Raw genomic sequence first — 11845 nt, forward strand, 5'->3', positions numbered from 1 at the left:
TTACAAAAGTATGAAAGGAGTGCGATCGCGTTATTTTTGACTGGCAAAGGTTCGGTTTATTTATATCCGCAGGACTTTTTCCTGCTTAGCTTAAAACCAGCCATCTGTAAAGTAAATTTTTCTGATAACATTCTTTAGGGAAGTTAATATTTTTTGAAGTAGCAGGTTGCGATCGCGATCGCCGATTTCTAAGATTTCCACAGGAAACAAATCACCACTAGAGAATAGTCTGAGGATGGCGTTGGCTATTCTCCCTAGGCGGATGGAAAAAGCCAGTCCAGGTTGCTCGATTCCCCAACGGCCAAGGGAAAAATCGGCAACACAAACAAGCATTCCCTGGTTTGCTTCTGGAATAACGGTGACGGCACCAAAAATTTGTTTTCTTTCCTATTGAATATTTTGGGTGCCCAGGGCGATGTTGCGATCTAATTAGAATTTGGTTTATACTGCGGTTGTTTTGGCTGCCCGCAAAAGCAACTGAAGTGGCTCGCTTGGCAGTGATGGATGGTCAAAAATACGCAGTTGTACTTTGTCGAACTAGGATTTTCCGTTGCAACTGGATCTTCTTAATTGGTGGTTAGGGGCTCACGATTGCTGCTTGGGATGGGGTGTGTTTACTGTTGGTGCAAATATCCGGAAGATCCTTGGAAAAACCTGTAAGGCAGATCGAGGGTTGCTGTTATGGAGGCAAGAAATTTTTAGTGAGCCATATCACAAACAAACGCACGCACAATAACAGAAAGGCTTTTTGCTATCTTGCAGCCAGCCGGATCGTACAATTGGCCTAACAAAGCTTATGGCTATTGTTGTCTCTCTTCGCCTGGCATGCGATCGTTGTTTAATTTTCCAAATAACTTTTTTGCTCCCCTCAAACCACACAACCAAAAAAGTACGTTATGAGTGATTCCTCCAGCCAAACGAGTTGGTTCCGCAAGATTGTCAAAATTTTAAGCAGTCCTTGGTCGCTTCTAGCAAGCGCAATTTTGGGTGCCATCTTAGGTAGAAAGCTGCCTTCAGTTGCCGAAGCCTTAACCCCACTTGGGGAAGTTTATCTAGCCATGCTCACCATGTGCGTCTTGCCGATCCTTATTTCTGGGATTAGCTTGAGCGTTAGTCGGTTGCTGAGCGATCGCAATGCTGGTACTTACATCCGCAAAGTACTACTCGTCTTCCCCATCACCGCTTTGAGTGTCAGCGCGATCGCTTTGGTTTTCGGTTTAACGGTGCAACCCGGGGCTAATCTGGATTCGGAAACCCTAGACCAGTTAGGGATTGCAGTCAACCAAGCCAGTAACTTTGACTTGGAAGTACCAGTGAACGGTTCCTTTTCTCTGCAAGAAGAAGCGGACGTGGGATTTACCTCTTTCTTATTTCAGCTGGTGCCTGAAAATATTTTCTATGCTCTCAGTCGCGGCAAAACCTTACAAGTGGTCTTTTTTACAATTATTTTAGGGGTTGCCCTCGGTCGCTTGGCACGACATATGGATTCTGTTGGCAGCGTTCTTCAAGTTCTCGAAAGCGTTTACGAATCGTTTAAAAAAATCATTGCTTGGCTAATTGTATTTTTCCCTTTTGCTTTATTTTCTCTGGTTGCTACCCAAGCCGCCAAAGTAGGTGCGGATATTCTGGTGGCGATGGCTAAGTTTACCGTAACCGTCGCTTTGATTTATACCGCAATTTACTTTTTAGGTTGTTTCCCTATCTGGCAGCGATCGAAGGCTTCCTTCAAACAAGTATTTACTGCCTTGGAAGAACCCACCATTTTGGCACTGGCGACCAGCAACTCCCTGGCTTCCATGTCAGTTGCCATTCGCGCCATGACCGAATCTTTGCATTTCGAGCGCAGTACCACCGACTCGATTATTCCCCTAGCAATTACTGTTGGGCGTTTCGGTCAAGTAACTTACTTTGCCATTGCGAGTATTTTTGTGGTGAACCTGTACGAAGAAAGCATGAGCCTTCCCGTTATTGCCATTATCACGTTTGGCTCTATTTTTGCTGGCATCGCTAGTTCGGGAACCACGGGAATTGTCACCCTGAGCACGCTCAAGATTGTTCTCGATCCCCTCAGTTTGCCTCTAGAAGCGGTTTTAATTCTATTTATTGCCATCGATCCGCTGATGGATCCGTTACGAACTCTCGGGAGTTTGCATACAGGGATGGTTGTCTCCGCTATGATTTCTGAGGTTTCGTCAGAAGAAGACCCCGACGCCCAAGCGATCGCTTTTGTGTATTCTCAAAAAGTACAGGAGGAATAAGGGTTATGTTTGCCAATTTCAAAAAACGCTGGATTCTGGGATTGACCGTTGTCTGTAGCTTAATGGCAGCCGTAGCGATCGCGCAGCCAAAACCCCCTGCAGAGGAAACTCCCAGCACTGCAATTGCCCAAACCATCCCAGAGCCGACCGCCTGTTCCCAAGAAAAACCCAACAGCGCCACCAACCCGCCACCAGTTCCCAGCAACACCAACACGCCACTGTTGCAACGCGGCATGCAAGGCAACGCGATCGCGACCTTACAAGAGCAATTAAAAGACTGGGGATACTTTTCTTGCCCAGCCACGGGATTTTTTGGTCCGCAAACAGCAGCAGCGGTTCGAGACTTGCAAGCAGAGAACCAAATTGCTGTGGATGGGATAGTTGGTCCGCAAACTTGGCGCGTACTCAACGCCCAGAAAAAAGAACCAGAACCTGAAACCAACACCCCCATTTCAGCTTCACAATTCTCTCAAGAAGCAGTAGAATTCTTATCCCCAGACATACGCAAAATTTTAGAACGGGGACAACTCATCGTAGCCATGCGCGGAATCGATACGCCACCCTTTTTCATGAGCGATAGTGGTGATGGTTCTCGCTGCCCGAAACCAACAAAAAACATCAATATCTCAGTATTAGGAAATACGCGATTGAACGCCGTACGCGGTGAAGAACGTCGCTTGTGCGGGTTGGATGTAGAGATTGCCATTGGTTTGGCAGAAGCTTTAAAGGTGGATCTGCTGATCGACCGCACTCAAACGGATTTTAACAAAGTGGTCGATTTGGCCTACCGGGGCAAAGCTGATATGGCGATTTCTAAGCTAAGTGAAAGTCTGTCGCGATCGGTGAAAGTACGCTTTTCTCAGCCTTATATCCGCATGCGGCAGGGATTGTTGGTCAATCGCTTGCAATTGGAAAGGGCAGCCAAAAACCAAAATAAAGCGGAACTGATTCAAAGTTTAGCTGGCCAGAAAATTGGCGTTATCCAAAACAGCCAATTCGTACGATATGCCAAAAACTGGTTCCCCGAAGCTTCCATTGAGGAATTTCCTACGTGGGATGAAGTCGTTGCTGCCGCGCGCAAAGGCGAAATTATGGCAGCTTTTCGCGATGAAATTGAAGTGAAGAAAATTATCCTCAATCGCCCCCAAGAAAGCCTCGCTTTTACCACAGTGGCTTTTACCGATACGCAGGATCTCATTGCCATTGCTTTGCCTTGGAACTACACCCACTTGTGGAATTTTGTCAATACCTATTTGACTCACCAAAATATCGATTATACAGCCGATGAATTTATCGATAAATATATAAAAGAAGATGATGAAAGCGATTGAGAATGATGGCAAACTTTTCTATCGTATTTTGCACATAGCTGCGGCAATTCTCCAGGACCCAAAAACATTCTTTCTGAGTATGGTTGTGGGCGTTTTTATTGGTTTGTTGCATCACGATTGGGTGGTTGCTATTGCACCTTACAGCCAGCTTTACCTCCGGATATTGGGGGCTTGGGTGCTGCCAATTTTGTTTTTGAGTATTTCCCTAACGGCTATCAAATTTATTCCCAACCATACCTTTTGGGAACGAATTAAAGTGCTGGGTTTGTTGTTAGTCAGTAGTTTTTTTATCGTCGCGATCGCGATGGAAATTTCGGGCAAACTCTTGGATTATTTCGCTCAATTTACTTCCCAAAATTTAGTAAAATTTGGAGAAATCTTCTCCGAAACTGGGCTTCAAGATACCATCGAACTGCCTCTAAAACATAGAGCAACTGATATTTTTCCAGAAAATCCACTATTTGAGTATCTTTTAGGGGTAATTCCCCAAAATATTTTTTATGCCCTCAGCGAGGGAGAAACCGTACAAGTGGTATTCTTTGCTTTTTTGACCGGTATTTTCATGGGTTCTTTAGATACCGAACGGCGACAGATTTTTATTAATTTATTAGAAGGATTGGAAAAAATTCTCCGTCTCTCCGTCAGTTGGTTTCAGTATTTGTTACCTATAGCAGTTTGCTTTCAAATCGCCACGATTTTCGATCGCATTGGTTGGGCGGGATTGCAAGCTATGCAAGGGTTTTTTATTGCCATTTTGAGCGTATTTTTTTTGACCTATTTGGCAAGTATCTTGATTGTTTGGCAGCGTTCCCAGCGATCGCTAACGGAAATTTACTTAGCCGTGAAATCCCCTGCTCTTTACGTACTGGCTACTGGCGAAAGTTTGTCAGCTATTCCCAATACCATTAAATCTTTACACGAATCTTTGCATTTCGACCGGGAAACCTCGAATTTGATTGCCCCTCTAGCTATTTCCATATTTCGTTTGGGTTCGGTTATTTATTTTAGCGTTGCCGTTTTGTTTGTGGCTACCCTGTATAATACCAACCTATCTCTAGCGGAAGTGGGGGTTGTTTTTGTGGGGTCAATGGTTGGCGCGATCGCATCAGTAGAATTTGCCAGTGGCGGCGTATTTTTAGGATTGCTCGCTCCCATCCTCAGTGCATTGGCACTTCCCTTTGAAGCGGTATTTGTTTTGTTGCGCGCTGTGGAAGTGGCGATCGCCCCTTTTCGAGAACTTTCCACCCTCCTAACCGCTATCGCGATCGCTGCTATCTTAGCGCAACCGCAAAAGCCCATCCCCAAGCATCAAAACATCTGCTAAACTCTAAAAAAATCGATTGCCAAAGCTGTCATTATGTCCAAAAACGCCATTGCCATCCGACACGTTCCTTTTGAAGATTTGGGAACCTTAACCACCACCCTCCAACAACGCAATTATACAATCACTTATCTGGAAGCTGGGTTGAACCCAATCCAGACCCTCGATCCCCTCACGCCAGATTTGTTGGTGGTTTTGGGCGGTCCCATTGGCGCTTATGACAACGAAGACTATCCATTTTTAAATGATGAAATTCGCCTGCTTGCCAAACGCTTGCAAGCCGATTTACCCACTTTGGGAATTTGTTTGGGTGCCCAACTCATGGCGAGTGCCCTCAACGCCAGGGTTTATCCTGGCACCCCCGAAATCGGCTGGTCGCCTCTGGAACTGACCCCCGCCGGCAAAACCTCTCCCCTAAAGCATCTCTCACCAGAACGCACTTCCGTCTTGCACTGGCATGGAGATACCTTCGATTTACCCGAGGGCGCTACCCAACTTGCCTCTACCCCCGTTTGTCAAAACCAAGCTTTTTCCTGGGGCGATCGCGGTTTGGCATTGCAGTTTCACCCAGAAGTGACCGCCGCCAATTTAGAACGCTGGTTTATCGGTCATGCCCGTCAGATTGGCACCGCCGCTGACTTAAGTGTCGCTGGGTTGCGTCAAGAAACGGCGCGCTATGCCCCTGCTTTGGAAGCACAAGCGCCTCACCTCTGGCAGGAATGGCTGGCGGCGGTAGAAACAACAGAAGTTTCCGCCAAACCTTCCGCATAGGGGGATTCTCTGGAAAAGCAGCGATCGCTATTTCTGCGGTGGATCTTAAATCCAATCCTCCTGGGTATCCTGATTGCGCCGGTTGTATACCGGAGAAGACCAGTGAATTTCTCGGGTTTTGGCAAACAGTTCCTCTTCCGTAAGCTGCCAATTTTGCAATAGGGTATCCAACTCCTGTTTAATTTCCTTAGCACCGGGAAACCCTTCATAGCGAATGCGCAAACGCGCCGCCTCCGCCAGATTGTAGGAAGTTGGTTCGCTGTTGAGTAGGGAAGCGACCATCGCGCGATCGCTTTTTTCTTGCGGGTGTTGTACGATGCGTTGCTCTTCAGCCATGGACCTATCGAATGAAATCAGCTAAATAATATAAAATCCGCTTGAATAGATTGAATCGCTCTGAGAACCCCGGCTGTTGCTATCCCCCTTAGCAATAGGGATTACAGGAGGCTATCCCCAATTGAACACCAGTCGAAGTCAATAAAATATTACCAAATTAGGGAGATAAATTGCAAAACTTACGTTCCCGGTCCGATTCCGGTTCCTGCCAAGAGTAAGCAAAATGACTGATGCTGTCAATTTCTGGGGCGGCTTGATGAATTGCTGCCATTTGCGCTTCCAAAGCCGGGCGATTGTTGGTAACTTTCCCCCAAGTTCCCGCCAAAGCCGGTACGATCTCCGTTTGGTTGCTCGCGAACTCCAGAACCCGTTGCAACTCATCTACAATACAGCCAGTTTCCCCACACTTAGCATACAGCATGGGATGCCACTGGACGGACTCGGGAAAACGGTCCCACGCCTGCAAGCGAGAATCGAACCCTGCCTCTCCCACCGGGCGATTGCCCCCGGGAAAAAAGACTGCCCCCGTGGGAATATCTCGTTTTTGAATCGGCGCGATCGCTTCCTCGAAAAAATCCAAAACCCCCTGTACTGCATGGGCAACACTCAAATACCAAAGCTGTCTTTGCAGCAGATCCTGACGTTGAGACAAACTCATATCTGCCTTTTTCGCCTCTGCCGGCAACCAACGACCTTGCCACATGGGAGTTTTCTCATCGGGATACATATTTTCTAAAGCTTTCAAATCGCTAATAGTGATATATCCCTGGTCTAAAAACCGGCGAATCAGTTCCCGCCCCTTTTTATTGTCAGCACGAGCGGACAAAGCCTGACGGGAAGCTTCCCCATGAATCCATAAATCCGATACGTTGGTCACCACAGAATTTTCACCATTGCCGCGCTTATAACGCAAATAATCTAACAACACCCCATCCGGCTGACGTTGCAAAACCGAATCCACCAACCAAGCATAATCCCGCTGCGCCAGAGGATGGTAGGGGTCAATAAAAACTTCGCTGTGGTTGCCCGTACCGATTTGGGCGTGGATGCCCGTTTTCCCTGTTACTTCCAACGTGGTTTGATTTTTGCCATTGCGCGCCAACACTTCCTGGCGGTCGGGGAGTTGGGCGTAGGAGTAACCGAAATTCATGGTAAACATCCAAGCGTACACCTGCAATCCCCGTTCGCGACCTTTGGCGATCGCTTTTTCCAGCAAATCGGTATTTTCGAGCTCGACCTCCTCGGGAACGACAGAAGGCCAAGGGGTAGGATTGTCATCCGGCGGCAGCAACACCCGCCCATCGTAGAATACTTCCAAATACACCCGATTGTAGCCTTTATTCACAATGCGATCGAGCACTTTTTCCAAAGACCCCGGTTGTAAATCGCAGGGATACAAACGCAACCAGATAGCTTGATTTTGCAGCCAATGTTCTTGGCGGCATTGTTGCAGTTGTTGGGCATGTTGGCGAATCAGGCGTTGGTATGCCTGTTGGGCAGTTTCTGGGGTCGTTGCTGGGGAATCCGCAAAAGCTGCTTGGCGCTGGCGATTTTTTTGCGCGATCGCTTCTTGGGAAAAATGACAGTAAGCATCAGTGCTGGCCAAAACCGAAGTGCCAGATAGGAAAATGCCCGCCATCGGCAGACTCAGACAAATTCCCAACCTTCGTAGCCAGGGGAAACCATGTTGACGCTGCAATCTAGCCACTGCTACCTACCCCAATCAAAACAATCGGTGTTCGCTTTAGAACCAGACGGTTGAACATTCCTCTATGTTGCCAGAAAAAACCGGGTTCTTCAGAAAACCCGGCTTCGCTGTCTATTCACTAATACGCACTTATTTACGCCGTTCGGGGAAAATCCCTGGGTATTTATGGCCACCTTGGGGAAAAATGCTAGCTTCCTCGCTTCAAGGCTGCTTCTACTTGATTCAACTCGTACTCTACCCGTTTTTTCACCTTGGGAGGCAACGGACGGCTGGTCTCCTTGCTGTAATGGGCTGCCAAAGCATTCAAAGCGGTACGCATTGTAGTAAACGAAGGCAGGCTGGAAACCGAATCATCCCGACGATACCGAGAAGCAAATTCATTGATTTTTTCGCGGGCTTCGGCCTGCGCTTCCCGTTTTTCCGGCGCATCCTGGGGTAGTTCTAGGGTATACCGCAAGGTCTCTACCAAGTCCAAGGTGTCTTGTTGGTAGTTACCGCTTAGAGTAGCGTTGCCACCCACATTGGAACAGCCGACCAAGCCAATGACGGCTACTAAAAGCAGGGCTAGCAATCGAGGCAAATAGTGTCTCATAGCTGGCAAAAAACTATACTAACCCCCGATCCTATCTTGAATTGCACTTTAGTTGACAGCTTCCCGCCTTGCTCCCCTAGAAGGGAAAATTCTTATATCCACCGAACTACCCAACAGCGGCGGGATCGGAACGCTGGTCTGGGGTGGTTGGTTGAAAACGATAATTTCTCTAGAATATTTACGAAAAAAGGACAGAAGCTTGAAACCCCTGCCTCTTTCCCAGCAGGGATGAAAAGCGACCCGTGCAGCTTGAGCCGCCGTCAAAAATGTGCTACAACTGCGTTAAAAGTACGTCTGGGCAGGGCGGAAAAATGCTCGCCGAGGGGAATGTCGCCGGGGATGAGCTAGCTCTCTTCGCGAATCCATCTCGGCACACCCATTGTGTCGATAAACTATAAGCGTAAAACTCTTGATTTAGATAAGGGGTGACATCTATGAAACGTTGGCTGCAAGTACAGTACCTCCTGTTGGCGATCGCGCTGGGAACCAGTGCCGCAACCATTACCAACATCGCATCTTTCCCCACCAACTTCGCTACCGCCAACAGCGAAGAAGAACCCACCGGATCGCCACCACCTGGCAGCGGTGTTTCACGAGATTTTCGTCAGCTTAGCTAGGTAACCCCCGTTTTTGGTAGAAAATCTGCCCGCTCTTCGATCGAACTCCGAAAACAAAAGGCGATTGGTATCAATTATCGATACCTTAATAAAATTTAATCAAAATAAGCGGGGCATCCCTGCTTCCCAGCATCGCCAACTCGCGCCAACTACGTCACGGCTAGGAGTTTCCTACATTGCCAAAATAGGGGAATCGAACCACCAGCGCCCCAGAAAGCCGTACTGGAAAACAGTCTTGGCCTGGGGCGCTCAAAATTTGTAACAAAATGTTGCATCTTTAAGAAAGTTAAGTTAATTTATTTAACAGATGGGTTGACTTAAGGAGTAATTCCATATGACCGAACAACAAGAAACCAACAAATTTGGCTTCACCGCCTTCGCCGAAACCTGGAACGGTCGTCTAGCCATGCTAGGCTTCATCATCGGCATAGCCACCGAATATCTAACCGGACAAGGCATCCTCTCTCAAATCGGTTTGATGTAGATTTGATATAATTGCTGCAAAAAGCAATATCCTATCAAACACCTTGTTGCCACCAACTTAATATAAATTCATAAAATCTGGGGTGAAGCGCCCCAGATTTTTATTTTTGGGGTTAAGAGTTGCAAACGGTATACGGAGCATGGGAGTTGACTGCTAGAAGAACAATTACTGTACATCAATTGACATTACTTAACTTCCAAGCTAGATTCTCATGTGTCAATTAAATTGTTTTTTTTTAAATGCCGAAGTATGTGCCAGCCAGAGTCGCCCAAGAAAAACTCGGCGTTTCACTCCGAACCCTTCTCCGATGAGATGAAGCTGGGAAAATCGAAACCATCCGAACCCAAACGGGCAAAGACGTTACAACGTCGAATCAATCCTCAACCCTTCTCCATCAGAGAAAGCAATTCTCCTCTACGCCAGAGTTAGCAGTCATGCTCAAAAACCTGACCTGGAGAGACAGGCTGACTTTCTTCTCGCTCGTTTCCCCAACGGTGAACTCGTCAAAGAAATCGCGTCGGGTCTCAACTTCAAAAGAAAAAAACTTCGTGACCTATTGGAACGAGTTCTCGCAGGAGATGTTTCAATGGTTGTGGTCTGTCATAAAGATCGACTCGCCCGTTTCGGCGTTGAACTTATCCAATGGGTCTGCGAAAGACAAGGTTGTCAACTCGTGGTTCTCCAGCAAAGTGACCTTATCTCCAGAACGAGAGATGGTTGAAGATATCCTTGCCATCATCCACGTCTTCAGTTGTCGATTATACGGACTCCGAAAGTACAAAAAACTGATTCGTGAAGACTTGCACCCAGTATCGAATGGTACTGAACCAAGAACAACGCCATCTTCTAAAAAAGTGGGTCAGACTGAATCGGAAAGCATATAACCTGGCTATAGAGTACTTAAACCAACATCAGGGCTTTGACCGAACAGGAATTGGAGGGACTGGAAAGCAAGCCTTCAAGACTTTTTTTAAGGCTCAAATCAGACCAGACTGGTTAAAAAAGGAACTTCCTGCCGCCATCTTAGATCGAGCGGTGATGGGTGCTTACTCCGCATGGTCTAAAACCAAGAAGAATCCCAAATATGTGGGGAAAGGTAAGCAAAAACAGCCTCATCCCCAAGCTGGATTAAAAATAGCAAGATTTCGTTCCATCCGAGACAAATCCCAAACTCTTCAATTTAAGGTAGCATCTGACCTAAAACAAGGGAAACTGCTTCCCCAATACTGGGGAAATTTAGGAGCATTTGAATGTTCTGATAACGGAACACGCTTTTGCGTTATTCATCCAGACTACACGCCAGAAGTCACTTACAAAAATGGTAATTTCTATCTTTCTCTTCCTCAAGATACAGAAGTAAAAGACAACGAGAAGGAAAGTTTCATTGCGTTTGACCCTGGTGTGCGAACTTTCCTAACAGGATTTGATGGTAATCGGTTTATCGAGTTTGGAGAAAGCGATATAAATCGCATTGTAAGATTGTGCCGTTCTTTGGACAAAATGCAAAGTCAACGAAACTTATTGAAAGGACATAAAAATCGCCCCGCAGGGGTAGATAAGGAGGTACTAAACACCCCAGACGAGCGAGTGAAACTTGTGAACAGTTGGGAAATGCCCAAAGCTAACCCAACACGGCGAGTTTACCTCCCCAAATCTAACGGGAAGAAACGTCCCCTCGGAATCCCTACCGTACGGGATAGAGTCGCACAAGCAATGGTTAAGAATATACTAGAACCCGAATGGGAAGCCGTATTTGAGCCTAATTCCTACGGGTTTAGATGCGGAAGAAGCTGTCACGATGCCATCGCGCAATGCTTCCTGAGAGTGCAAGGAGGACGAGACAGTTGGGTTCTGGACGCTGACATTAAGGGTTTCTTCGACAACATTGCCCATGAATCCATTCTGACAGCGATCGAATCTATACCACATGGAGATTTAATGGAAGGATGGTTAAAAGCTGGTTATCTCGATCGAGGCATACTGAATCCGACCGACATGGGAACACCACAAGGTGGAGTGATTAGTCCTCTGTTAGCAAACATTGGGTTACATGGGTTGGAAGATTTCATCAAGTCAATCAACCCAAAGCTCGGAGTTATTCGCTATGCGGATGATTTCGTGGTCACTTCTAAGGATAAAGAAAGCCTAGAACATATATTAGACCAGATAAAGCAGTGGATGTCAGAACGAGGTCTGGAAATCAGTGCGGAGAAGACGAGAATCATCTCAATGGAAGAAGGTTTTGACTTTCTTGGGTTCAACTTACGTCACTACGGTGGCCAATTGTTAATCAAGCCCCAGAAAAAGAAGGTACTTGCCTTCTGTAAAAAGAGAAGAAAGCAGTTTACGGCGTGAATCGGGAGCTTGAAAGCCCTGACCTTTTAAAGCAGGGATGAAAAGCGACCCGTGCGGCTTTAGCCGCCGTCA

At 46.9% G+C, this 11845-nt stretch carries 11 protein-coding genes and 1 pseudogene; 8 read left to right on the forward strand and 4 right to left on the reverse strand.

Features of this window, described 5'->3' with window-relative positions; all coding sequences use genetic code 11:
- Positions 1 to 90 precede the first annotated feature (90 nt).
- A complete protein-coding gene (locus AS151_RS18615; RefSeq protein WP_071518575.1) occupies positions 91 to 333 on the reverse strand; it encodes a hypothetical protein in 243 nt (80 codons plus the stop codon).
- A gap of 563 nt (positions 334 to 896) precedes the next feature.
- Between AS151_RS18615 and AS151_RS18620 the strand changes: the two genes are divergently transcribed.
- The 4 genes from AS151_RS18620 (at position 897) to AS151_RS18635 (ending at position 5681) form a co-directional block, all read left to right on the forward strand.
- Entirely contained in the window at positions 897 to 2258 is a 1362-nt protein-coding gene (locus tag AS151_RS18620) for a cation:dicarboxylase symporter family transporter (RefSeq protein ID WP_071518576.1), read from the forward strand.
- Between the two features lie 5 nt (positions 2259 to 2263).
- A complete protein-coding gene (locus AS151_RS18625; RefSeq protein WP_071518577.1) occupies positions 2264 to 3589 on the forward strand; it encodes a transporter substrate-binding domain-containing protein in 1326 nt (441 codons plus the stop codon).
- Positions 3590 to 3668: 79 nt separating this feature from the next.
- Positions 3669 to 4913 (forward strand): cation:dicarboxylase symporter family transporter, encoded by a 1245-nt coding sequence (locus tag AS151_RS18630; protein ID WP_275528008.1) that lies wholly within the window; start codon positions 3669 to 3671, stop codon positions 4911 to 4913.
- Positions 4914 to 4946: 33 nt separating this feature from the next.
- On the forward strand, positions 4947 to 5681 hold the full coding sequence (locus tag AS151_RS18635) for a glutamine amidotransferase (protein WP_071518579.1): 735 nt from the start codon (positions 4947 to 4949) through the stop codon (positions 5679 to 5681).
- A gap of 45 nt (positions 5682 to 5726) precedes the next feature.
- On the opposite strand, the gene AS151_RS18640 is transcribed toward AS151_RS18635, so the two are convergent.
- The 3 genes from AS151_RS18640 to psb27 form a co-directional block, all read right to left on the reverse strand.
- Positions 5727 to 6017, reverse strand: coding sequence for a DUF3288 family protein (locus AS151_RS18640; RefSeq protein ID WP_071518580.1), 291 nt, complete (start codon positions 6015 to 6017; stop codon positions 5727 to 5729).
- Between the two features lie 157 nt (positions 6018 to 6174).
- Entirely contained in the window at positions 6175 to 7656 is a 1482-nt protein-coding gene (locus tag AS151_RS18645; protein ID WP_071518581.1) for a family 10 glycosylhydrolase, read from the reverse strand.
- Positions 7657 to 7912: 256 nt separating this feature from the next.
- Entirely contained in the window at positions 7913 to 8317 is a 405-nt protein-coding gene (gene psb27 / locus AS151_RS18650; RefSeq protein ID WP_071518582.1) for a photosystem II protein Psb27, read from the reverse strand.
- A 434-nt stretch (positions 8318 to 8751) separates the two neighbouring features.
- On the opposite strand from psb27, the gene AS151_RS18655 reads away from it, so the two are divergent.
- The 4 genes and pseudogenes from AS151_RS18655 (at position 8752) to AS151_RS22925 (ending at position 11773) form a co-directional block, all read left to right on the forward strand.
- Positions 8752 to 8934, forward strand: a complete 183-nt coding sequence (locus AS151_RS18655) for a hypothetical protein (protein ID WP_071518583.1) — start codon at positions 8752 to 8754, stop codon at positions 8932 to 8934.
- A 334-nt stretch (positions 8935 to 9268) separates the two neighbouring features.
- Entirely contained in the window at positions 9269 to 9418 is a 150-nt protein-coding gene (locus tag AS151_RS18660; RefSeq protein WP_071518584.1) for a chlorophyll a/b-binding protein, read from the forward strand.
- A gap of 239 nt (positions 9419 to 9657) precedes the next feature.
- Positions 9658 to 10302, forward strand: a pseudogene (locus tag AS151_RS21005) (IS607 family transposase).
- Positions 10235 to 11773, forward strand: a complete 1539-nt coding sequence (locus tag AS151_RS22925) for a reverse transcriptase domain-containing protein (RefSeq protein ID WP_084639748.1) — start codon at positions 10235 to 10237, stop codon at positions 11771 to 11773. Before AS151_RS21005 ends, AS151_RS22925 begins: the two are co-directional and overlap by 68 nt.
- The last annotated feature ends 72 nt before the right edge of the window (positions 11774 to 11845 follow it).

This window comes from Geitlerinema sp. PCC 9228 (assembly GCF_001870905.1).
Classification (GTDB): Bacteria; Cyanobacteriota; Cyanobacteriia; order Cyanobacteriales; family PCC-9228; genus PCC-9228.

Coding starts and splice junctions, on each gene's coding strand:
- AS151_RS18615 (WP_071518575.1), bottom strand. CDS start 333: ATGCTTGTTTGTGTTGCCGATTTTTCCCTTGGCCGTTGGGGAATCGAG.
- AS151_RS18620 (WP_071518576.1), top strand. CDS start 897: ATGAGTGATTCCTCCAGCCAAACGAGTTGGTTCCGCAAGATTGTCAAA.
- AS151_RS18625 (WP_071518577.1), top strand. CDS start 2,264: ATGTTTGCCAATTTCAAAAAACGCTGGATTCTGGGATTGACCGTTGTC.
- AS151_RS18630 (WP_275528008.1), top strand. CDS start 3,669: ATGGTTGTGGGCGTTTTTATTGGTTTGTTGCATCACGATTGGGTGGTT.
- AS151_RS18635 (WP_071518579.1), top strand. CDS start 4,947: ATGTCCAAAAACGCCATTGCCATCCGACACGTTCCTTTTGAAGATTTG.
- AS151_RS18640 (WP_071518580.1), bottom strand. CDS start 6,017: ATGGCTGAAGAGCAACGCATCGTACAACACCCGCAAGAAAAAAGCGAT.
- AS151_RS18645 (WP_071518581.1), bottom strand. CDS start 7,656: ATGGCGGGCATTTTCCTATCTGGCACTTCGGTTTTGGCCAGCACTGAT.
- psb27 (WP_071518582.1), bottom strand. CDS start 8,317: ATGAGACACTATTTGCCTCGATTGCTAGCCCTGCTTTTAGTAGCCGTC.
- AS151_RS18655 (WP_071518583.1), top strand. CDS start 8,752: ATGAAACGTTGGCTGCAAGTACAGTACCTCCTGTTGGCGATCGCGCTG.
- AS151_RS18660 (WP_071518584.1), top strand. CDS start 9,269: ATGACCGAACAACAAGAAACCAACAAATTTGGCTTCACCGCCTTCGCC.
- AS151_RS22925 (WP_084639748.1), top strand. CDS start 10,235: ATGGTACTGAACCAAGAACAACGCCATCTTCTAAAAAAGTGGGTCAGA.